The sequence below is a fragment of the Blastococcus colisei genome, from assembly GCF_006717095.1.
GTDB lineage: Bacteria > Actinomycetota > Actinomycetes > Mycobacteriales > Geodermatophilaceae > Blastococcus_B > Blastococcus_B colisei.
In genome coordinates this window covers 1,709,056-1,730,635 of the sequence record NZ_VFQE01000001.1, presented here as the reverse complement: position 1 = coordinate 1,730,635, position 21,580 = coordinate 1,709,056, and the positions used below count along the sequence as shown (strand labels likewise).

At 74.4% G+C, this 21,580-nt stretch carries 23 protein-coding genes; 15 read left to right on the top strand and 8 right to left on the bottom strand.

Annotation, left to right across the window (positions count from 1 at the left end):
- Positions 1-190 precede the first annotated feature (190 nt).
- Positions 191-2,263, top strand: coding sequence for a S9 family peptidase (locus FHU33_RS08255; RefSeq protein ID WP_142024907.1), 2,073 nt, complete (start codon positions 191-193; stop codon positions 2,261-2,263).
- 13 nt (positions 2,264-2,276) lie between these two features.
- Here FHU33_RS08255 and FHU33_RS08250 read toward each other — a convergent pair whose 3' ends face one another.
- Positions 2,277-3,350, bottom strand: coding sequence for a DUF4192 domain-containing protein (locus tag FHU33_RS08250; RefSeq protein ID WP_142024906.1), 1,074 nt, complete (start codon positions 3,348-3,350; stop codon positions 2,277-2,279).
- Between the two features lie 98 nt (positions 3,351-3,448).
- Entirely contained in the window at positions 3,449-4,210 is a 762-nt protein-coding gene (locus FHU33_RS08245) for a hypothetical protein (RefSeq protein ID WP_142024905.1), read from the bottom strand.
- A gap of 126 nt (positions 4,211-4,336) precedes the next feature.
- Between FHU33_RS08245 and FHU33_RS08240 the strand changes: the two genes are divergently transcribed.
- The 5 genes from FHU33_RS08240 to FHU33_RS08220 are packed head-to-tail and all read left to right on the top strand — an operon-like array spanning position 4,337 to position 9,269.
- Positions 4,337-5,590 carry a glycosyltransferase family 4 protein gene (locus FHU33_RS08240; RefSeq protein ID WP_142024904.1) on the top strand — a complete coding sequence of 418 codons (1,254 nt, stop codon included), beginning with the start codon at positions 4,337-4,339 and terminating at the stop codon, positions 5,588-5,590.
- Positions 5,584-6,384: a class I SAM-dependent methyltransferase gene (locus FHU33_RS08235; protein WP_142024903.1), complete on the top strand. Its 801-nt coding sequence runs from the start codon at positions 5,584-5,586 to the stop codon at positions 6,382-6,384. The genes FHU33_RS08240 and FHU33_RS08235 overlap by 7 nt, the downstream gene beginning before the upstream one ends.
- 46 nt (positions 6,385-6,430) lie before the next feature.
- Positions 6,431-7,480: a prenyltransferase/squalene oxidase repeat-containing protein gene (locus FHU33_RS08230; RefSeq protein WP_246063404.1), complete on the top strand. Its 1,050-nt coding sequence runs from the start codon at positions 6,431-6,433 to the stop codon at positions 7,478-7,480.
- Complete coding sequence (locus FHU33_RS08225; protein WP_142024902.1) at positions 7,477-8,328, top strand: glycosyltransferase family 2 protein; 852 nt, start codon at positions 7,477-7,479, stop codon at positions 8,326-8,328. Before FHU33_RS08230 ends, FHU33_RS08225 begins: the two co-directional genes overlap by 4 nt.
- Entirely contained in the window at positions 8,325-9,269 is a 945-nt protein-coding gene (locus tag FHU33_RS08220) for a glycosyltransferase family 2 protein (RefSeq protein ID WP_142024901.1), read from the top strand. The genes FHU33_RS08225 and FHU33_RS08220 overlap by 4 nt, the downstream gene beginning before the upstream one ends.
- 23 nt (positions 9,270-9,292) lie before the next feature.
- On the opposite strand, the gene FHU33_RS08215 is transcribed toward FHU33_RS08220, so the two are convergent.
- From FHU33_RS08215 to FHU33_RS08200, 4 genes are read right to left on the bottom strand one after another with little or no spacing between them, the layout of a single operon-like run.
- Entirely contained in the window at positions 9,293-9,637 is a 345-nt protein-coding gene (locus tag FHU33_RS08215) for a TraR/DksA family transcriptional regulator (RefSeq protein ID WP_246063403.1), read from the bottom strand.
- Positions 9,634-10,254, bottom strand: a complete 621-nt coding sequence (locus FHU33_RS08210; protein WP_211355043.1) for a class I SAM-dependent methyltransferase — start codon at positions 10,252-10,254, stop codon at positions 9,634-9,636. Before FHU33_RS08210 ends, FHU33_RS08215 begins: the two co-directional genes overlap by 4 nt.
- Before the next feature lie 14 nt (positions 10,255-10,268).
- The gene (locus FHU33_RS08205; protein ID WP_142024899.1) at positions 10,269-11,543 is read right to left on the bottom strand and encodes a YibE/F family protein; all 1,275 of its coding nucleotides are present in this window, start codon (positions 11,541-11,543) and stop codon (positions 10,269-10,271) included.
- Between the two features lie 49 nt (positions 11,544-11,592).
- Complete coding sequence (locus FHU33_RS08200; protein WP_142024898.1) at positions 11,593-11,955, bottom strand: STAS domain-containing protein; 363 nt, start codon at positions 11,953-11,955, stop codon at positions 11,593-11,595.
- 179 nt (positions 11,956-12,134) lie between these two features.
- Between FHU33_RS08200 and FHU33_RS08195 the strand changes: the two genes are divergently transcribed.
- The 7 genes from FHU33_RS08195 (at position 12,135) to FHU33_RS08165 (ending at position 17,527) form a co-directional block, all read left to right on the top strand.
- The gene (locus tag FHU33_RS08195) at positions 12,135-12,635 is read left to right on the top strand and encodes an Hsp20/alpha crystallin family protein (protein ID WP_142024897.1); all 501 of its coding nucleotides are present in this window, start codon (positions 12,135-12,137) and stop codon (positions 12,633-12,635) included.
- Between the two features lie 80 nt (positions 12,636-12,715).
- The gene (locus FHU33_RS08190) at positions 12,716-13,126 is read left to right on the top strand and encodes a MerR family transcriptional regulator (protein ID WP_142024896.1); all 411 of its coding nucleotides are present in this window, start codon (positions 12,716-12,718) and stop codon (positions 13,124-13,126) included.
- A gap of 60 nt (positions 13,127-13,186) precedes the next feature.
- A complete protein-coding gene (locus FHU33_RS08185; RefSeq protein ID WP_142024895.1) occupies positions 13,187-13,528 on the top strand; it encodes a metal-sensitive transcriptional regulator in 342 nt (113 codons plus the stop codon).
- A gap of 45 nt (positions 13,529-13,573) precedes the next feature.
- A complete protein-coding gene (locus tag FHU33_RS08180) occupies positions 13,574-13,783 on the top strand; it encodes a heavy-metal-associated domain-containing protein (RefSeq protein ID WP_142024894.1) in 210 nt (69 codons plus the stop codon).
- 40 nt (positions 13,784-13,823) lie between these two features.
- The gene (locus FHU33_RS08175) at positions 13,824-14,744 is read left to right on the top strand and encodes a hypothetical protein (protein ID WP_142024893.1); all 921 of its coding nucleotides are present in this window, start codon (positions 13,824-13,826) and stop codon (positions 14,742-14,744) included.
- Positions 14,741-17,056, top strand: coding sequence for a heavy metal translocating P-type ATPase (locus FHU33_RS08170; protein ID WP_142024892.1), 2,316 nt, complete (start codon positions 14,741-14,743; stop codon positions 17,054-17,056). Before FHU33_RS08175 ends, FHU33_RS08170 begins: the two co-directional genes overlap by 4 nt.
- Before the next feature lie 105 nt (positions 17,057-17,161).
- Positions 17,162-17,527 carry a hypothetical protein gene (locus tag FHU33_RS08165; protein WP_142024891.1) on the top strand — a complete coding sequence of 122 codons (366 nt, stop codon included), beginning with the start codon at positions 17,162-17,164 and terminating at the stop codon, positions 17,525-17,527.
- A 3-nt stretch (positions 17,528-17,530) separates the two neighbouring features.
- Here FHU33_RS08165 and FHU33_RS08160 read toward each other — a convergent pair whose 3' ends face one another.
- Together FHU33_RS08160 and FHU33_RS08155 are read right to left on the bottom strand one after the other, a co-directional pair.
- Entirely contained in the window at positions 17,531-18,463 is a 933-nt protein-coding gene (locus FHU33_RS08160; RefSeq protein WP_142024890.1) for a M56 family metallopeptidase, read from the bottom strand.
- A gap of 31 nt (positions 18,464-18,494) precedes the next feature.
- Positions 18,495-18,872 carry a BlaI/MecI/CopY family transcriptional regulator gene (locus tag FHU33_RS08155; protein ID WP_142024889.1) on the bottom strand — a complete coding sequence of 126 codons (378 nt, stop codon included), beginning with the start codon at positions 18,870-18,872 and terminating at the stop codon, positions 18,495-18,497.
- A gap of 121 nt (positions 18,873-18,993) precedes the next feature.
- Here FHU33_RS08155 and FHU33_RS08150 point away from each other — a divergent pair, with 121 nt between their 5' ends.
- Entirely contained in the window at positions 18,994-20,544 is a 1,551-nt protein-coding gene (locus FHU33_RS08150) for a cytochrome ubiquinol oxidase subunit I (RefSeq protein ID WP_142024888.1), read from the top strand.
- A gap of 15 nt (positions 20,545-20,559) precedes the next feature.
- Entirely contained in the window at positions 20,560-21,579 is a 1,020-nt protein-coding gene (gene cydB / locus FHU33_RS08145; protein ID WP_142024887.1) for a cytochrome d ubiquinol oxidase subunit II, read from the top strand.
- Position 21,580: the final 1 nt, after the last annotated feature.

Here is a 21,580-nt window from a genome sequence, read left to right as displayed (position 1 = left end):
AGCGGGAGCACCGGCGACGACGGCCGGAACGACGAGGTGGAGCGCCTGGACGCCGAGACCTTCCTGAGGGGCTGGTCGGCGCTCCCGCCGTCGGCCTGAGCGGGCCACGCCGATCGGGGACGTCGCCGGGGCTCACTACTGTGGGGCCGCACCGCGCCCGATCCGCCCGCGACCTCGAGAGAAGGCCTCGGTGAGCCCGACCGCCCCTGCCTCCGGCCACTCCACCGGCGAGAGGCCGGCCGGCCCGTTCGAGGACCTCGCCCGGTTCGTGGCCCTGCCCCGGATCGGCGGGCTGGCGCTGTCGGCGGACGGCACGCGGCTCGCCGTCTCCGTGCAGACGCTGGACCCGCAGGAGAAGAAGTGGCAGTCGGCGCTCTGGGAGGTCGACCCGGCGGGCCGCCGGCCGGCCCGCCGGCTGACCCGCAGCGCCCCGGGTGAGTCGTCGCCGACGTGGGCGCCCGACGGGTCGCTGCTGTTCACGTCCGCGCGCCCCGACCCGGACACGGCCGACGACGGCGATCCCGTCCCCGCCTTGTGGTCCCTTCCCGGCGAGGGCGGCGAGGCGCGCCTCGTCCTCTCCCGGCCGGGCGGCATCTCCGGGGTGAGGGTCGCGGCCGGGACCGGCGACGTCGTCGTCTCGGCGGCGACGATGCCCAGCGGCTCGGCGACCGATGCGGACACCGAGCGCCGGAAGAAGCGCGCGGACGCCGGGGTGACGGCGGTGCTGCACGAGGCCTATCCGGTGCGCTACTGGGACCACGACCTCGGACCGGCGTCGGCGCACCTGTTCTGGGTCGGCCCGCTGCCTGCCGACGAGCCAGGTGCCGGCCCCGCCGACCTGCGCGACCTGACCCCGGACGCCGCGCCGCCGAACGGCGCCGGCGACCAGTTCACCCTCTCCCCCGACGGCCGGCTGCTCGCCCGCGCGGAGGACGTGCCCCATGGCCCGGCGGGCCGCCGCACCCGGGTGGTGGTCACCACGACGGCCGACGGGCACACGAGGCCGCTCGTCGACGACCCGCTGGCCGACGTCTACGCGCCCCGCTTCTCCCCCGACGGCACCGCCCTGGTCTGCGTGCGGGAGGCGCTGTCGACCTACGCCGAGCCTCCGGACTACACGGTGCTGCTCGTCGACGTCTCCGACGGGACCACCCGCGAGCTGACCCCTGGCTTCGACCGGTGGCCCAGCGCCCCGCAGTTCAGCGCCGATGGCTCGGCGGTGTTCTTCCTCGCCGACGACGACGGCCGGCACGCGCTCTTCCGCGTCCCGGTGGACGGCGGGACACCGGTCCGCCTCACCGGCGACGGCGCCTACAGCGACCTGCAGGTGGCCCGGGACGGCAGCGCCCTCTACGCGCTGCGATCGGCCTACGACTCCCCGCCGGTGCCGGTCCGGCTCGAGCCGGAGACGCCGCGACAGGAGCCGCCGGCGCTGCCCGGCCCCGGCACGCTGGACGGCCTGCCCGGAACCCTGCACGAGGTGGTGGCCACCGCGGCGGACGGAGCCCGGATCCAGTCGTGGCTGGTCCTTCCCGAGGGCGCCTCGGCGGAGCAGCCCGCGCCGTTGGTCCTGTGGATCCACGGCGGCCCGCTGATGAGCTGGAACTCCTGGTCGTGGCGGTGGTGTCCGTGGGTGCTGGCGGCGCGGGGCTACGCGGTCCTGCTGCCCAACCCCGCCCTCTCGCAGGGCTTCGGCCAGGACTTCGTGCGCCGCGGCTGGGGCGAGTGGGGCGGCGCGCCGTACACCGACCTGATGACCGTCGTCGACGCAGCGGTCCAGCGGCCGGACATCGACGCCTCCCGCACCGCCGCGATGGGCGGCTCCTTCGGCGGTTACATGGCCAACTGGATCGCGACGCAGACCGACCGGTTCCGCGCGATCGTGACCCATGCCAGCCTCTGGGACCTCGACTCCTTCACCGGCACGACGGATGCGGCGTACTACTGGGAGAAGGAGTGGGGCGACCCGCTGCGCGACCCGAAGCGCTACGAGCAGAACTCTCCGCACCGGTACGCCGACGCCATCCGGACGCCCATGCTCGTCGTCCACGGCGACAAGGACTACCGCGTGCCCATCAGCGAGGCGCTGCGCCTCTGGTACGACCTGCAGAAGCGCGGCGTCCCGTCGAGGTTCCTGTACTTCCCCGACGAGAACCACTGGGTGCTCACCCCGGGGAACAGCCAGATCTGGTATTCGACGGTGCTGGCCTTCCTCGCCGAGCACGTGCTGGGCGAGGAGTGGGAGCGACCCGAGCTGCTCTGACCTCGGCACGGCGTCATCCCACCCGGTCGGATGCGGTCCGCCGGATGAGGTCCCGGAGCTCCGCCGGGCGCATGCAGGCCGCGAGCGCCTGGGCCAGCAGGCGCGCGAGCGCGTAGTCCGGTGCACCGGCGAGGGCGCGGGTGAGGGCGATGTCGGCCATCGCGCCGTCACCGCGCAGCCAGCTGCTGACCGCGAGCAGCGTCGCGGGCGCGGCGTCCAGCGGAGCCGGCGCCCGCCGTGTGCACTCGGTCCACAGCTGCTCCGCGGCGGGGGCGTCCGCCCCGAGCGCCAGGCCGAGGGCCCGGTCGCGGACATCGCCGTCGCGCAGACCCCACAGCAGCCGGGCGACCTCACGGTCGGTCAGCCGCGCCGCGGCGGTGGGCGCTCCGGGACGGGACCGGGCCAGCGCGTCGAGGACCGCCGTCCAGGACTCCTCGGCCACCGCGTCCCAGCCGCGCTCGATGATCGCGTCGGCGCACTCCCCGGCGGCCTGTGCGCATGCCGCCGCCATCGCGCTGCGGTCGAGCGCGCCGGGCGGCCCGATCCGGGCCGCGAGCGCGCTGCGGTCGGGCTCCACGACCACACCGGTGGCGACGGCGGCGACCTCCAGCTCCGTCACGCCGGCGGGTAGCGGGGTGCCCCCGCCGGGCGCGCAGCAGGGATCGGGGCAGTCGTAGGACCACCACCGCCCCGCACGGACCAGGAGGACGTCGGGCACCGGGACGGCGTGCGCGGCCAGGGCGACCAGCACGTCCCCCACCACCTGCTGGTGCGGGAGCGTGCCGTCGCCCGGGTCCGGGGCCTCGGAGCAGACGGCGACGATCACCCCGCGCGGCCGGTCGGTCAGCACCTTCTGCGCCAGGTCGGCCGCCAGTGCACGGCCGTACTCGGGGGGCGGGATGTCGGCGCGCATCGTCAGTCCGACGCGGCTCCCGCTCGGACCGGTGAGGCTGACCAGCACCACCGACTCGTGCGGCACGAACCCGAGCAGGTGCGGGATCGAGGCCGCGAGCTCGCCGAGGTCGGAGAGCCGGACGTCGATGCGTCCGGGATCGGGGTGGGCGGGCCGGCCGGTGCGTGCGTCCATGCCGGAACCCTGACCGCGGACACGGTCGGTCAGGACCCGTCCGGATGATCTGTGGACGCGCCCGCCGGTTGTGGACGGCGGCGCAGCACGAACGCCGATCAGTCGAGCGCGTCGGCCTGTGTCTCGTACGCCTGCTCCAGCAGGTCGGCGAACGCCGCCGGATCGGCAGGTGCGCCGGGCGGCGCCCCGGCGACCAGGGCCGAGGCGTCCAGGTGCATCAGGACGAGCAGCCGGTCGCCGTCCTGCACGGCGCCGACGAGCGCGGGGATCGTCGCCTGCGTGCCGTCGGGCAGGGTCACGGTCGTCGTGTAGCGGAGCAGCGCCGCGGCGTCCCCGAGCTCGTCGACGGGAAGCGCCTCGAAGGTGATCGCCGCCTGCCCGAACTGCGGCGCGGTGATCATGGCCTGCGGGCAGCGGTCGGCGGCGGCCTCCAGTTGGCTGACCGTGCCCTTCGTGGGGCCGCCCCGCACCAGCACCTCGACGGTGGTGGCCGATCCTGTGGTGGCGCTCTGCGCCGCGATGTCGTCGAAGTGGTCGAACTGCGGCTGGGTGCCTTCCACCGCGGCCGCGCACGCCTCCGGCTGGATCTGAACGTCCTCCGCGCTCGCCGCCGCCAGGCCCGCGCCCTGCTCCAGCTGCTCCGGCGCGACCGCCACGACCGAGGCATCCGGCCCGAACGCGTCGGCCGGCAGCAGACCGGAGGCGAGATCGGGCGCCGGGGTCTGCTCGGCGCTGGAGGAGACGGCCTGCGTCGAGGCGGCGTCCTCCTGCTCGGTGTCCCCGCCGCCGCAGGCGGCGACGAGCGCGACGGAGGCCACCAGCGCGAGGGCGCTCCTGCTGCGGGGGGTTGAGCTGCGCATCCACCGAAGCTAACCGCTGTCCGGGTGGCCCACGACCCGTCGGCCGCCGGCAGGCCGAGTGGCCCGGCAGGGGCGGGTTACCGGCTGGTAGCCGGAGCCCCGGCGCGGCTCGTTAGAGTCCGTCGCATGGGACGGTCGTTGCGCATCGCACTGCTGTCCTACCGGAGCAAGCCGCACAGCGGCGGCCAGGGCATCTACGTCCGGGCGCTCTCCCGGGAGCTCACCGAGCTGGGCCACCGGGTCGAAGTCTTCAGCGGCCAGCCCTACCCGGAGCTGGACACGGGTGTCCCGCTGACCCCGTTGCCCAGCCTGGATCTCTACCGCGAGCCCGACCCGTTCCGCACGCCCCGGCCCTCGGAGTTCCGCGACTGGATCGACGTCGCCGAGTGGTCGGCGATGTGCACGGCGGGCTTTCCCGAGCCGATGACCTTCAGCCTGCGGGCGGCCCGGCACCTGCTGCCCCGAGCCGGGGAGTTCGACATCGTCCACGACAACCAGTCGCTCGGGTGGGGCCTGCTGCGGCTCACCAGGGCCGGGATCCCGACGGTCGCGACCGTCCACCACCCGATCGCCATCGACCGGCAGCTCGAGCTCGCCGCCGCGCCGTCGCTGCGCCGCAAGCTCACGCTGCGGCGCTGGTACGGGTTCACCGGCATGCAGGCCCAGGTGGCCCGCCGGCTGGACGCCGTCACCACCGTGTCGGAGAACTCCCGGCGCGACATCGCCACCCACATGGGGCTGCCGGCCTCGGGGATCGCGGTCATCCCGGTCGGGATCGACCCCGAGGAGTTCCGGCCGCCGCCCGCGGGGCAGCCGCGCGACCCCGACTCCATCCTCGTCATCACCAGCGCCGACGTCGCCCTCAAGGGCCTGGTGCACCTCCTGGAGTCGCTGGCCAAGCTGCGCACGGAGCGGCCGGTGCGGCTGACCGTCGTCGGCACCGCGCGGGCGGGCGGCCCGGCCGAGGCCGCGCTGGACCGCCTCGGGCTCCGGGACGCCGTGCGGTTCACCGGTCCCGTGCCGGAGACCGAGCTCGTGGAGCTGTTGCAGCGGACGACGGTCGTGGCCATCCCCTCCCTCTACGAGGGCTTCTCGCTGCCGGCCATCGAGGCGATGGCCTGCGCCACGCCGCTGGTCACGACCGACGCCGGGGCGCTCCCCGAGGTCGTCGGCACCAGGGCGGGTCTGCGCGTGCGGGCCGGCGACGTCGGCGAGCTGACCGCCGCGCTCGCGCTGGTGCTGGACTCGCCGTCGCTGGCCGAGCAGCTGGGCCGGGCCGGCCGCCGGCGGGTCCTGGACATGTTCACCTGGCGGTCGACGGCGCAGCGCACCGCCGACTGGTACGCCGAGACCCTCGACCGCAAGGGGATCACTTGCTGACCGTCGACTACGACCGCCTGGACCTGCGGCCGGGGATGACCGTCCTCGACCTGGGCTGCGGCGAGGGCCGGCACGCCTTCGAGGCCTACCGCCGGGGCGCGGACGTGATCGCCGTCGACTGGGGCGTGTCCGAGGTCGAGACGACGAAGCGCTGGCTGGGCGCCATCGCCGAGGCCGGCGAGGCCGGGCGGGCGGGCGACGGTACGGCCGCCCGCTACGAGGTCGTGCGCGGTGACCTCCTGCACCTGCCCTTCCCCGACGCCAGCGTCGACCGCGTCATGGCGTCGGAGGTGCTCGAGCACATCCACGACGACGTCGCCGCGATGGCCGAGATCTTCCGCGTGCTCAAGCCCGGTGGGCGGGTGGCGGTCACCGTGCCGCGCTACGGGCCCGAGCGGATCTGCTGGGCCCTGTCGGACGAGTACCACGCCAACGAGGGCGGGCACATCCGGATCTACACGCAGCCGGTGGTCCGCACGCGGCTCGCGTCGGTGGGTCTGGTGCCCGGCGCCACGCACCACGCGCACTCCCTGCACGCGCCCTACTGGTGGCTCAAGTGCGCGGTGGGGGTAGAGCGGGACTCCGCGGTCGTCCGGGCCTACCACCGGCTGCTGGTCTGGGACCTCACGAAGCGGCCGCGGCTGACGAGGACCGCCGAGCGGATCCTGGACCCGCTCCTCGGCAAGAGCCTGATCGTGTACGCCGACAAGCCCGGGACGGCGGTCGGCCTGCGCGGGGCCGGTGCCGGCGGCGCGGTCCACGCGACGCGGGAGCAGACCGCTGCCGCGCGCTGACCGGGGGACGCTGCCGGAGCTGCCCGGTGTCCTGACCGCGGAGCAGGTGCGCGCCACGGTCTCGTGGATCGCCGGCCAACAGGACCCGGACGGCGCGCTGCCGTGGTCCCGGGGCGAGCAGCTCGACCCCTGGGACTCCGTCGAGGCGGCCATGGCGCTCGACATCGGTGGCGCCCACGACCGGGCCGTGGCCGCCTACCGGTGGCTGGCCGCACGCCAGCGGCCGGACGGCTCCTGGGCCGCCGAGTACCGCGACGGCGGCGAGACGGCGCCGGCTGCGGAGAGCAACCACGCCGGCTACCTGGCCGTCGGCGCCTGGCACAGCTGGCTCCTGACCGGCGACGAGCAACTGGTCACCGCGCTGTGGCCGGCGGTGCGCCGCGGGCTGGACCTGGTGACGCGCATGCAGCTGCCCGGTGGGGCCATCGGCTGGGCGCTGCGACCGGACGGGACGGTCGACGACACGGCGCTGCTGACCGGGAACGCCAGCCTCTTCCAGGCGCTGCGCTGCGGCATCGCGCTCGCCGGCCTGCTCGGCGAGGTCCAGCCGGACTGGGAGGTCGCCGTGGCCGATCTGGGGACGGCGCTGCGGACCCGTCCCGACGCCTTCGCCGACCGGTCGCGCTACTCGATGGACTGGTACTACCCGGTCCTGGGCGGCGCGGTCGCCGGGGCGGCGGCCCGGGACCGGCTGGCCGCGGACTGGGACCGCTTCGTCGTCCCCGGACTGGGCGCCCGGTGCGTGTCGGACCGCCCGTGGGTCACCGGTGCCGAGACGTGCGAGCTCGCCCTCGCCCTCGCCGCGGCCGACCAGCCGGACGCCGCGACCGAGCAGGTCGCCGCCATGCAGCACCTGCGGCACGACGACGGCTCCTACTGGACCGGCTACGTCTTCGCCGACGACGCGCGCTGGCCGGTGGAGCGGACCACCTGGACGGCCGCCGCCGTCGTCCTGGCCGCCGACGCCCTGTCCGGTACGACGCCCGCCTCCGGCCTGTTCATCGACCCGGCGGCCCTGCCCGCCCCCGGCATGCCGGACGGCGGTGTGCCGTCGGCCGGTTCGCTGACGGAAGGAGCGGGCACGGCACTTCCGTGACTCTCGCCCCCGACCTGACCGTGGTCGTCGCCAGCCGGAACCGGCGCACCGACCTGCTCGCCACCCTCCCGCGTCACGAGGCCCCGGTCCTCCTCGTGGACAACGCCTCCACCGATGGCACCGTCGATGCCGTGCGGGCCGCGCACCCCGACGTCGACGTACTGGCGCTGCCCACCAACGAGGGGGCCCACGGCCGGACGCTGGGTGTGGCCCGGGCGGCTACCCGGTTCGTGGCGTTCGCCGACGACGACTCGTGGTGGGCGCCGGGCGACCTGGCGCGCGCGGTCGAGGTCATGCGCGCCCACCCCCGGCTCGCGGTGCTGAACGCCCGCATCCTGGTCGGCCCGGAGGAGCGTCTCGACCCGGTGTGCGCGGAGATGGCCGACAGCCCGCTGGGCACGGCGGCCGACCTGCCCGGCCCGTCGCTGCTGGGCTTCATCGCCTGCGGGGCCCTCGTGCGGAGCGAGGCGTTCGAGTCCGTCGGCGGCTTCGATCCCGTGGTCCGGTTCCCCGGCGAGGAGGAGCGCCTGGCGCTCGACCTGGCGGCGGCCGGCTGGGGGCTCGCCTACGTCGACTCCGTCACCGTGCACCACCACCCGTCGACCCGACGGGACGACCCGGGACGGCGGCGGGCGGGGATCTGGCGCAGCCGCGTGCTCACGGCCGTCATGCGGCACCAGGTCCCGGACGTCGCGGGTGTCGTCGGAACCGCGGTCCGGTCCGGCCGGCCCGGCGTCGAAGGGCTCCTGCGCGCCCTTCCGGACCTGCCGGCCGCCCTCCGCCGGCGCCGCCCGATCCCCGAGCAGGTACGCGCCGACCTGCGGACCCTGGCCGGGGGGAAGCAGTGACGACGGCAGGACACGACGATCGTGCGACCGGCGACCGCACGGTGGGGGGCGACCCGCGGGTCGCCGTCGTCGTCATCACCCACCAGCGGAGGGACGAGCTGGTCCAGGCCCTGGACCGGCTGCTGGTCCTGCCCGAGCAGCCCCGCGTCGTCGTGGTGGACAACGGTTCGACCGACGGCACGGCCGACGCCGTCCGGACCCGGTTCCCGCAGGTGGAGCTCGTCGCCAGCCCGGAGAACCTGGGCGCCGTGGGCCGCAATGTCGGAGTCGCCCTGCTGGACACCCCCTACGTCGCCTTCTGCGACGACGACACGTGGTGGGAACCCGGGTCGCTGACGGTCGCCGCCGACGTGCTCGACGCCCACCCGCGGCTCGCCGTCGTCACCGCGGGCATCCTCGTCGAGCCCGGCGGCACCGAGGACCCGATCGTGACCGAACTGCGGGACTCTCCCGTGCGCGGCCCCGACTGGCTCCCCGGACCGGCGCTCGGGTCGTTCCTCGCCGGCGCATCGGTGCTGCGCCGGGAGGCGTTCCTGGAGGTCGGCGGCTTCTCCGAGCGCCTGTGGCTGGGCGGGGAGGAGGAGCTGATGGCCGGCGACCTCGCCGCGGCCGGCTGGGAGCTGTGCTACCTGCCGCAGCTCACCGTGCACCACCAGGCCAGTCGCGCCCGCGATCCGCACCGGCGCCGTCGCGACGGCATCCGCAACACCCTGTGGACGACGTGGCTGCGGCGCCCGATGCGCGCCGCACTGCGCCGGACGGCCCACCTCCTGCGCACCGTGCCCCGGGACCGGGTGACCGCCCGCGGTCTGCTCGAGGCCGTCCGCGGCCTCCCATGGGTGCTGCGCGAGCGACGGGTGCTGCCGCCACACGCGGAGGCGCGGTTCGCCGCGCTCGAGGAGGCGCAACGCCGCTCCACCGCCCGCCGCTACGTCAGCTGACGGGTGCGGCGAGGGGCGGTGAGTCAGCGGGCGCAGTCGATGCAGGTCCGCGCGGCAGGGCGGGCGGCCAGCCGCTCGGCCGCGATCGGCCGGGCGCAGCCCTCGCACATTCCGTAGCCCCCGGCCTTCCGGCGGGCCAGCGCCGCCTCGACGTCGGCCAGCCGTCTCCGGGCCTGGTCCAGCAGCGCCACGACCTGCTGTCGCTCGAAGGCGATGGTCGCACCCTCCGGGTCGTGCTCGTCGTCGGCGTTGGACGCCCTCGAGGCAGCGACCACGCCGTCGAACTCGCGGGTCAGCGCCTCGATCCGGGCCAGCGCCGCCGCCCGCTCCCCGGCCAATGCGTCCTCCTCACCCACCCGTCGCGTCACCGGAGCCGGCGCAGCAGCCGCAGCGAGCCGGTGCCGGGCAGCTCCTCGAAGTCGCCGGACCCCACCACCCGCCGGTAGACGCCGTAGGGCGCCTGCCCGCCGTCGGCCGGATCCGGGAAGACGTCGTGGATGGCCAGGGTGCCGCCGACGGCCAGCTTGGCCACCCAGGCGTCCTGGTCACGGCGGGCGGACTCCTCGGTGTGGCTGCCGTCCAGGAAGAGCAGTGCCAGCGGCGTGCTCCACAGCGGCGCCAGGGTCTCCGACCGGGTGACGACGGCGACGACGACGTCCTCGGCGCCGGCGTCGGCGATGGTCCGGCGGAAGTGCGGCAGGGTGTCGATCCGGCCCACCGCGGGGTCGACCAGCGACGGGTCGTGGTACTCCCAGCCCGGCTGGTGCTCCTCGGACCCGCGGTGGTGGTCGACGGTCACCACCTGGCGTCCGGACTCCCGCGCCGCGGCCGCCAGGTACAGCGCGGACCTGCCCATCCAGCTGCCCACCTCGAGCAGCGGCCCCGGGACGGCGACGGTCCGCGCGGCCTCGTACAGGGCACGGCCCTCGTCGTCGGGCATGAACCCGGGGGCGGCCTGCGCGGCGTCGAGAAGGTGGCTGCTCACCCGCACAGCCTCGCTCATCGGGCGAACCGGGCCCGTAGGGCGGTCACCCGGCGCTCGGTCGCCGTACCCGCCCCGGTGTCCGCGGCCTTCGCGAAGAACGCTCCGGCCGCCGTCGTGACCGGGACGGCGAGCACCAGCGCGATGGCGCCGACCAGGGTGCGGATGACCTCCTCGGCCAGCGCGGAGCTGGTGATGAGCGTCCAGGCCGGCGTCGTGTAGACCTCGAACAGCAGCAGCAGCGGCAGGGCGGCGCCCGCGTAGGCGAAGACGATCGTGTAGACGGTCGAGGCGATGTGGTCGCGGCCGACGGCCATCCCACGGCTGTACAGCTCGCGCCAGGTCATCTCCGGCGATACCTCGTGCAGCTGCCAGATCGCCGACGCCTGCGTGATCGTCACGTCGTTCAGCACGCCGAGCCCTGCGACGACGATGCCGGCGAGCACCAGCCCGGAGAAGTTCAGCGTGGGGTCGAATCCCTGGAGCTGGACCGTCTCCTCGCTGGTCAGTCCGGTGAGCCGGGCGGCGGAGACCGCGATCGAGCCCATGACGGCCACCAGGGTGAGCCCGAACAGCGTGCCGACCAGGGCCGTCGTCGTCCGGGCGGATAACCCGTGCGCCAGGTAGAGGACGACGAACATGATCGCCGCCGATCCGACCAGGCTGACCAGCGTCGGCGAGTTCTCGGCCAGCAATCCCGGCAGCACGAACTGCAGCAGGACGAAGAAGGCGAACGCCAGCCCGACCAGGGACGCCAGTCCGCGTAGCCGGGCGACCAGTCCGACGACGACGGCGAAGGCGACGGCCAGGACGATGATCGGCGTGTCCCGCTCGTAGTCGTAGAAGCCGTAGACGAGCCCGCCCTCGGCGCCGACGTCGCGGGTGAGCACGAACGTGTCCCCCTCGGAGACGCCGGCCGCGACCACCTCCGGCGGGAGCTCCAGCTGCTGGAAGTCCCCGGCGCCCTCGCCGTCGAGGACCTCCATCACCGCAGTGGCGCACGTCTGCGGCGCGGCGGAGGGATCGATGCCGCAGTCGAACCTCTCCACCGAGACGACCCGTCCGTCGGGATACGTGATGCCCGGTGGCAGGGCGACCGCGGCCGCCTGCTCGGCCCGGGTGGGCTCGCCGTCGGGCCAGAGGGCGAACAGTCCGATGACCGTCGCCAGGCCCACCGGTACCAGGAGCAGCAGCATGAGCCAGACCGCGCGCCGGCGTCTGGCCACCGCCTCAGGGCTGGGCGGCGGGGCGTCGGGGTCCGGTCCGTGGCTGTGGTCGTGGGTGGGCGGCACCGGGTCAGGCTAGGAGGTGTCGCGTCGGCCGTACCGCCGACACCGCGGACTACGACCCGCCGGTCGCGGCCCCCTCGATCGGGAAGCGGTGCCACAGCCCGCTCAACTGCAGGGGACGGACGACCGCGGGGGTCGGGTGGATCAGCACGACCTCGATCCCGCGCGGCGCGGCGAGGCGCTGGAGCTGGACGAGCACGGCCATGCCGGCCGAGTTCATGAACGTCGTCGCCGAGAGGTCGAGCTCGACGCGGCTCGGCGCAGGCTGGGCCAGCAGCAGCTCGGTGACCACCCGGACCAGGGGGCGCCGAGCGGCATCGGTCAGCTCACCGGCCAGCGAGAGGCGGGCGACGCCGTCCTCGACGTGGTGGGTCACCTCGGGTTCTGCGGCAGCGGGGCCGGTCGTCTCCTCCACGGACGGTCACTGCCCCGAGCAGACCGACTTCACGCGCCCGAGCCGTTGCGCCGCGTTGCCAAAAATTCCGTCGCGCCGGATGTTTACCGGAGCAATTGGACGAGGTAATCTCCAGTCGCCGATAGAGGTTATACCTCGGGGCAGTGAACTCGACAGAACCATCCAGGAGGTTGGAGGCCATGATGCTGACCGCCTACGACCCGTTCGCCGCCACGTCCGCCGCCTTCCGCGCGCTGGACCAGCTGACCGGCCGCACGGGCTCGAGCACCGCCCGCCCGCTCTCGGGCATGCCGATGGACGCCTACCGGGTCGGCGACAACTTCGTCGCCCACTTCGACCTGCCCGGCGTCGACCCCGGCTCGATCGACCTGTCGGTCGAGGGCACCACGCTGACGGTGAGCGCCGAGCGCTCGGTGCCGCAGCTCGAGAACGCCGAGTGGGCGATCGCCGAGCGCCCGTTCGGCAGCTACACCCGCCAGCTGGTGCTCGGACGCAGCCTCGACACCGACCGGCTCGAGGCCAGCTACCACGACGGCGTCCTGACCCTGAGCATCCCGGTCGCCGAGAAGGCGAAGGCGCGCAAGATCTCGGTGACCCGGGCGGACGTGCCGGCCGCCGTGGAGAGCCGCACCATCGACGGTGAGTCCTCACCGCAGGAGCGCAAGGCGGTCGAGAGCTGATCGACTCCTCACCCGGGGGCCGGGTCCCGACCGCGGGCCCGGCCCTCGGGCGTCTTCGCCGGCCGACAGGAGGGACGTCGATGACCACCGACGCACGCCGGCCCGGCACCCCGGGGCCCGACCCGGTGAGCCGGCTCGACGACCCCGACTTCCCGGCGCTGACCATGAGCCAGGCCGCCGAACTCCTCGGCGTGCAGGCGGCCTTCCTCCGCAGCCTGGACACCTCCGGCGTCCTCGAGCCGCACCGCTCCCCCGGCGGCCACCGCCGGTACTCGCGACACCAGCTGAACCTCGCCGCGCGCATGCGCGGCCTCCTCGACGACGGCCACTCCCTCGCCTCGGCCGAGACCATCGTCGGCCTGCAGGACGAGCTCGCCTCTGCCCGTGCGGATGCCGAACGACTCCGCACGACCGCCGACCGGCTCCGTTCCGACGTCGCCCGGCTGCGCACGGACCCGCCGGGAGCACCACCGGCCCCACTGGGCAAATAAACCCTAGGGGGGTATAGTTCCTGTCGCGCCGCGAGCCGCGTGGCGGACAGGAGGATCGGCATGGACACCGTCGAGCACGACAGTCCCGCCACTACCCAGGATCACGCTGCCCCCGACCACCAGCACGGTTACATCCACCGCAAGGACGACTACCTCAAGCGGCTGCGCCGCATCGAGGGTCAGGCCCGCGGGCTGCAGCGCATGGTCGAGGACGAGAAGTACTGCATCGACATCCTCACCCAGGTCTCGGCGATGACGAAGGCACTGCAGTCGGTCGCGCTGGGCCTGCTCGAGGAGCACATGAGCCACTGCCTCGTGGAGGCGGCGGCAGCCGGCGGTCGCGAGGCCGAGGACAAGGTGCGCGAGGCCTCCGACGCCATCGCCCGCCTCGTCCGATCGTGACCGTGCACGCCTGAACCCACCCGAACCGTCCGAGAGGCACCGATCATGAGCACCAGCACCTACACCGTCGTCGGCATGACCTGCGGCCACTGCGTCAACGCGGTGACCGAGGAGGTCTCCCAGGTACCCGGCGTCACCGGCGTCGACGTCGACCTCAGCAGCGGCGGCCTGACCGTCACCAGCGACGCCCCGGTCGACGAGAGCGCCGTCCGTGCCGCCGTCGAGGAAGCCGGCTACGAGGTGGCCGGCGCCTGACACCGGCGCCCCGTCCCGCACTCCAGCCGAAGGGCACGTCATGAACACCCCGCTCAAGCTCGCCGGATTCGGCGTCGCGCTGGTCGCCGCGTTCGGGGCCGCCGTGGGCATCGGCAGCGTGGTCGGCCCGGTCGGGCCCACCGCCGAGGCCGCCGCCGACGAGCACGACATGGGCCCCGGGCCGGCCGCGGGTCACGACGACGCCGGTCACGAGACGGCATCCACCGACCTGCCCGGCGGGCTGGTGGTCTCCCGGAGCGGCTACACCCTCGAACTGGCCGAGCGCTCGCTCCCGGCGGGCGGTGCGACGCCGGTCGCCTTCCGGGTCCTCGGCCCCGACGGCGAGGCCGTCACCGACTACGACGTCGACCACGACGTCGAGCTGCACTTCATCGCCGTCCGTCGCGACCTCACCGGCTTCCAGCACGTCCACCCGGAGCTGGGGCAGGACGGGACCTGGCGGGTGCCGCTGGCCCTGGACCCGGGCGCCTGGCGGCTCTTCGCCGACTTCACGCCCACCGCGCTCGGCGAGAACCTGACGCTGGGCGCCGACCTCGCCGTCCCGGGCGAGTTCGTGCCGGCCCCTCTCCCGGCCGAGTCGGTGACCGCCGAGGTCGACGGCTTCACCGTCGTCCTGACCGGTTCGCTGGAACCCGGCCGGGAGTCGGAGCTGACCCTGAGCGTGAGCCGCGACGGCGTGCCGGTCACCGACCTGGAGCCCTATCTGGGCGCCTTCGGCCACCTGGTCGTGCTGCGCGACGGCGACCTCGGCTACCTGCACGCCCACCCGGTCGACGAGCCGGGCGGCGCCCCGCCCGTGCCGGGTCCGCACGTCCGGTTCGCCACCACCGCACCGTCGGCCGGCAGCTACCGGTTGTTCCTCGACTTCCAGCACGACGGCGTCGTGCGGACGGCGGCCTTCACGGTCGACACCGGCGCGCACGAGGAGGGCCACGGATGAGCACCCCCACCGACAACTCCACGACCGACATGGAGCTGCTGATCGGCGGCATGACGTGCGCGTCCTGCGCGAACCGGATCGAGAAGAAGCTCAACAAGCTCGACGGCGTGACCGCGACGGTGAACTACGCGACGGAGAAGGCGAAGGTCACCTTCGGCGAGGGCGTGACGCCCGAGGACCTGATCGCCACCGTCGAGAAGACCGGGTACACGGCCGAGCTCCCCCGGCCGCCGCGGGCGGAGCAGCCGGCCGAGGAACCTGCCGACGCCGTGCGCCCGCTCCGGCAGCGGCTGCTGGTGTCGACGGCGCTGACCGTCCCGGTCGTCGCGATGGCGATGGTCCCCGCGCTGCAGTTCGAGTACTGGCAGTGGCTGTCGCTCACCCTCGCCGCGCCGGTCGTGGTGTGGGGCGGCGCTCCGTTCCACCGGGCCGCCTGGACCAACCTCCGGCACGGCGCCGCAACCATGGACACGCTCGTGTCGCTGGGCACCCTGGCGGCGTTCGGCTGGTCGCTGTACGCGCTGTTCCTCGGCACCGCCGGGGTTCCGGGCATGACGCACCCGTTCGAGTTCACGATCGCGCGGAGCGACGGCAGCGCGAACATCTACCTCGAGGCCGCCGCCGGGGTGACCACGTTCATCCTCGCCGGCCGCTTCTTCGAGGCCCGGTCCAAGCGCCAGGCCGGCGCGGCCCTGCGCGCACTGCTGGAGCTGGGCGCCAAGGAGGTCTCGGTCCTGCGGGACGGCGCCGAACGGCGCGTCCCGGTGGACGAGCTGGCCGTGGGCGAGGAGTTCGTCGTCCGGCCGGGCGAGAAGATCGCGGCGGACGGCGAGGTCACCGAGGGGTCCTCGGCCGTGGACGCCTCGATGCTCACCGGGGAGTCGGTGCCCGTCGAGGTCGGGCCGGGCGACACGGTGGCCGGCGCGACCGTGAACGCCGGTGGCCGGCTGGTGGTGCGCGCCACCCGCATCGGCTCGGAGACCCAGCTGGCGCAGATGGCGCGGCTGGTCGAGGACGCCCAGAACGGCAAGGCGGAGGTGCAGCGGCTGGCCGACCGGATCTCCGGGATCTTCGTGCCGGTCGTCCTCGCGCTCACCGTCGCGACCCTGGGCTTCTGGATCGGCGCCGGCGCGGGACTGCCGGCCGCGTTCACCGCCGCGGTCGCCGTCCTGATCATCGCCTGCCCCTGCGCCCTGGGCCTGGCCACGCCGACCGCGCTCATGGTCGGCACCGGGCGCGGCGCCCAGCTCGGGATCCTGATCAAGGGGCCGGAGGTGCTGGAGGACACCCGCCGGGTGGACACGGTCGTCCTCGACAAGACCGGCACCGTCACCACCGGCCGGATGTCGCTGGTCGACGTCGTCGCCGCCGACGGGGAGGACGCCGAGCGACTGCTGCGGCTCGCGGGCGCCCTGGAGTCGGCCTCGGAGCACCCCATCGCGCAGGCGGTGGCCCGCGGCGCGGCCGAGCGCGTGGGTGCGCTGCCGCCGGTCGAGGGCTTCGCCAACGCCGAAGGCCTCGGGGTGACCGGCGTCGTCGACGGTTCTGCCGTCGTGGTCGGCCGCCGGCGCCTGCTCGCCGACTGGTCGTTGGCGCTCTCCCCCGCCCTCGAGCGGGCGGCGGCCGCCGCCGAGGCCGCCGGCCGGACCGCGGTCGCCGTCGGCTGGGACGGCGCCGCGCGCGGGGTCCTGGTCGTCGCGGACGCGGTGAAGCCGGGTTCGGCCGCCGCCGTCCGACAGCTGCGCGACCTCGGGCTCACCCCGATCCTGCTCACCGGTGACAACGAGTCGGTGGCTCGCACGGTGGCGGCCGAGGTGGGCATCGACACCGTGATCGCCGAGGTGCTGCCGCAGGACAAGGTCGACGTGGTGCGCCGGCTGCAGGGCGAGGGCCGCACGGTGGCCATGGTGGGCGACGGCGTCAACGACGCCCCCGCTCTGGCGCAGGCCGACCTCGGGCTGGCGATGGGCACCGGCACGGACGTCGCGATCCAGGCGAGCGACCTGACCCTCGTGCGCGGCGACCTCCGGGTGGCCGCCGACGCGATCCGGCTGTCCCGGCGCACGCTGTCGACGATCAAGGGCAACCTGTTCTGGGCCTTCGCCTACAACGTCGCGGCGATCCCCCTGGCCGCGGCCGGGCTGCTCAACCCGATGATCGCCGGGGCGGCGATGGCGTTCAGCTCGGTGTTCGTGGTGACCAACAGCCTGCGGCTGCGCGGCTTCGCCCCGCTGGCGGAGAACCGCGACGCGACGACGGCCCTTCCCGCCGGCCGGCCCGCCGAGCGCGCGACGCAGCCCACCCGCCGCTGACGGTCTCCCGCCAGGAGGCCATCGGCGTCCTCGTGCTCTGCTTCCTCCTGTAAGCAGAGCACGAGGTCGCAAGCAGGCGACCTCGGATCCGCTCGAGGAGTGACCATGCGCCCGCGAAGTGTGCGTCGGCAGCGAGCCGTGACCCGGGCGATGGTCGGAGCCGGCGCAGCCTCCGGAGCCGTGCTGCTGGCCCGTCCGCAGCGAGTGGTCGACGCGGTGGCGCCCGCGTTCCCGAGCGACCGATTGTGGCTCGTGCGCGCGCTCGGCGCCCGGCTGGTCGTGCAGCACGGGGCGGTGCTCGTGTCGGCGAGCCCGCGGCTGGTCCGGCTGAGCTCGGCCGTCGACCTGGTGCACGCCGCCAGCATGGTGCCGTTCGTCGCCTCGCCCCGGTACGGCCGTGCGGCCCGGATCAGCGGTGGCGTGGCGGCGGCGTACGCGGCGGTCGCGCTGGGAGTCGCACCGCGGCGCTGAGCCTCAGAGCGCCGGCAACAGCAGCAGCGCGGTCGGCAGGAGCAGCAGCAGGCCGGCCGCCGCGAGCACCGTCCACCGCGCGGCGGCGGGCAGCGGGGACGGCGGCTCGAGCAGCCGCACCACCCGCGCCGCGGTCGCGCCTCCGCTGACGGCGAGCGCGCCGTTGGGCACGCCCGCTCCCCCGGCTCCGCCGGCCGCCGCCACGATCGCCTGCGCCAGCGTGCGCCGCGGCGCCGACCCGGACAGCGAGGCGAGAGCGACGTCGTCGGCCCGCATCTCCACGAGCTCCCGCACCGCGGCGTGCGCCCGTCCGGCCGCCGGCAGCACGGGCAGCGCGGCCTCCCACGCCACGAACGGCAGCAGCAGCAGGTGGTGGCGCTCGGCCAGGTGCGCCCGCTCGTGCGCGACGACCGCGGCCAGCTGGTCCTCGTCGAGCTCGGCGACCATCCCCGACGAGAGCACCAGCAACGGCCGGGCTCCGGGGATGCAGAAGGCGACCGGCGCGGGATGCTCCAGCAGCCGGGTGTCGGGCAGCTCCGCCGACGGCTGGACGACCAGCTCCAGCAGCTCCCGGTGCCGGCGTCGCGCCCGCGCCGTCCGCACCCAGGACAGCGCCAGGACCCCGAGCAGCTCGACGGCCAGCACCCCGGCCAGCGTGAGCGCGACCCAGTGGTCACCGCGGATCGGCTCCGTCGCGGGGGAGCCGGTGGCGACCGACCACGCCGCCTCGGGCAGCGAGTGCCCCCACGGCGCCAGACCGTGCACCAGCAGCGCGCCGATCATCGACAGGCCGCCCGCCAGCCCGATCGCCTGCCAGCAGACGAGCGCGACCAGTGGATCCCGTCGCGGCCAGCGTGCCCGGGCCAGCAGCGCCGGCGCCGGCCAGGCCAGCAGCGCCGCCAGGACGGCGAGGGCGGCCGCGGTCGCGGGCAGCACGGGGTCGGCGGGAGTCGGGTCGGCTACGGGTTCAGCGGGCCGGTAGCGTGGCCGACGGAGCGTCGTCCGCGCCGCGGAGCAGATCGCGCAGCATCCGTGCCTCCTCGGCGTCCACGCTCCCGACGAACCGGGCCAGCACGGCCTGCCGGTCCCCCGCCTGGCCCAGGACCTCGCGCATGAGCTCGGCGGCGTGGTCGGCCCGGCTGGACCGGGCGGAGAACCCCCGCGGGCGGGCGTCGTCGTGGACGACGAAGCCCTTCTGCTCCAGCCGGGTCAGCACGGTGTGCACGGTCGTCAGTGCCACTCCGCGGTCGGCGAGCTGATCGCGCAGCGTGGTCGCGGCGACCGGCCCGTCCGCGGCCCACAGCCGCTCCATGACCGCGCGCTCCAGGTCCCCGAGCGAGGCCATCGGCCCTCCTGTCGTCCGTCTCACACCCCACTCTTCTACGTGTCGTAGAAGAAGTCTTCTACTCGGCGTAGAAAGGATGTGTCGATAGTACGTCGGCCTCGACGACGAGGGGACAGGTGCCGTGGACGTCCTGGACATCGCGCGCTGGCAGTTCGGGATCACGACCGTCTACCACTTCCTGATGGTCCCGCTGACCATCGGGCTGGGGGTCCTGGTCGCGGTCATGCACACCATGTGGGTGCGGACCGACAAGCCCGAGTGGCTGCGCATGACCCGCTTCTGGGGCCGGGTCTACCTGATCAACTTCGTGCTCGGCGTGGCGACCGGCCTCGTGCAGGAGTTCCAGTTCGGCCTGGCCTGGAGCGAGTACTCACGCTTCGTCGGCGACGTCTTCGGCTCGCTGCTGGCCCTCGAGGCGCTGCTCGCGTTCTTCCTCGAGTCGACCTTCCTGGGCCTCTGGATCTTCGGCTGGGGCCGCATCCCGAAGAAGGTGCACCTGGCCACGCTCTGGGCCGCGGTCATCGGCTCGATCGTCAGCGCCTACTTCATCATCGCGGCGAACTCCTGGATGCAGCACCCGGTCGGCGTCGTCACCGACGACGAGACGGGCCGTCCGGTGCAGGTGGACTTCCTCGCCGTCCTGACCAACAACACCGCGCTGGCCGCCTTCAGCCACGCGATCGTGGCCGCGCTCATGGTCGCGGGCGCGCTGCTGGTGGGCATCGGCCTGTGGCACCTGCGGAAGCGGAAGCTGGCCGGCGCGCCGACGACCGACGCGGAACACGCCGTGTGGTTCCGTTCGGTCCGGCTGGGCGGCTGGGTCTCGCTGGTCGCGTTCGTGCTGGTCGCGCTCACCGGCGACTGGCAGGGCAAGCTGATGTACGAGCAGCAGCCGCTGAAGATGAGCTCGGCCGAGGCGCTCTGCGAGACCGAGGCGCCGGCGTCGTTCTCGATCCTCGCCTGGGGCAAGCTCGGCTCCAACGAGTGCGACGACGTCCACTCGATCACCGTCCCGTACCTGCTGTCCTACCTCGCGCACGGCGACTTCTCGACCGCCGTCCCCGGCGTGAACCAGCTCCAGGAGGAGTACGCCGCGGTCTACGGCGAGACCTACCCCGACGACCCGTCGTTCGGCGACAAGGCGGGCGAGCCGATCGACTACACGCCGGTCCTCGCGGTCACGTACTGGAGCTTCCGGCTCATGATCGGTATGGGGGCGGTCTCGGCGGGCGTGGCGGCCTACGCGCTCCGGGCCACGCGCAAGGGCCGGGTGCCGACGTCGCGGGTCGGCGTCCACGGCTCGCTGCTGGCCGTGGCGGCGCCCTTCGTCGCCAACGCGACCGGCTGGATCTTCACCGAGATGGGCCGCCAGCCGTTCGTCGTGTACCCGAACCCCGACGTCCCCGTCGAGGACCAGGTCTGGTTCTTCACCGCCCAGGCCGTCTCCCCCGGCGTCTCGGCCGGCGAGGTCTGGACGTCGCTGATCTCCCTCACCCTCGTCTACGGCGCGCTCGCGGTGGTCGAGCTGTGGCTGCTCACCCGGTTCGTCCGTGCGGGGATCACCACCGGGGACGGCGCACCGGTCCCCGGCTCGCCGCCCGAGGGGACGCCGGACGACGACCTGCCCGACGGGCGGGACCGCACTGACGACGTCCTCTCGTTCGCCTACTGAGAACGGACGCTCACCATGGATCTCCAGACCCTCTGGTTCGCCGCCGTCGCGGTGCTCTGGACCGGCTTCCTCCTGCTCGAGGGGTTCGACTTCGGCGTGGCCGCGCTGCTCCCGGTGCTCGGCCGGCGTCCCTCCGACCGGCACCTGATGCTGCGCAGCATCGGTCCGCTCTGGGACGGCAACGAGGTCTGGCTCATCACCGCCGTCGGCGCGGTGTTCGCCGCCTTCCCCGGCTGGTACGCCACCTGGCTGCCGGCGCTCTACCTGCCGTTCGTGCTGGTGCTGTTCGGGCTGATCATCCGGGCGGTCGCCTTCGAGTGGCGGCACTCGCACCACACCCCGGCGTGGGACTCGAGCTGGACCTGGGTGATCACCACCGGCTCGCTGATCGCCGCCCTCGGCATCGGCGCCGCACTGGGCGCCACCACGCTCGGGCTGCCGATCGACGCGGACGGCAACCGGGTCGGGGGCGCGTTCGCCGGACTGGGCTGGCCGGCGCTGCTCGGTGCGGTGGCGGTCCTGGCGTTCTCGCTGGTCCACGGCGCGATGTTCCTGGCGCTCAAGACCGACGGCCCGCTGCGCGCCGCCGCGGGCACCTTCGCCCGGCGGTGGGCGCCGGTGGCGGCCCTGCCGCTGCTCGCCTGGGCGGGTGTGGTGCACCTGCGGTACGGGACGACGGTGACCGCGGTGCTGTGGCTGGTCGCGGCGCTGGCCCTGGTGGTCGCGTGGGCGCAGATCGTGGTCGGCCGGGAGGGCCAGGCATTCGCCGCCTGGGGCGCGATGCTCGTCGCGGCCGCCGCCACGGTCTTCGGCGCGGCGTATCCCGTCGTCGTCCCCTCGACGATCGACGCGGCCTTCGACGTGACGGTCGCCGACGCCTCGGTCAGCGACTACACGCTCACCGTCATGACCTGGGCCGCCGGATTCGGGCTGCCGGTCGTCCTCAGCTACCAGGCGTGGACCTACTGGGTGTTCCGGAAGCGGCTGACCGCCGAGCCGGTGCACGAGGAGCCGGCCGAGGTCCCCGCATCATGAC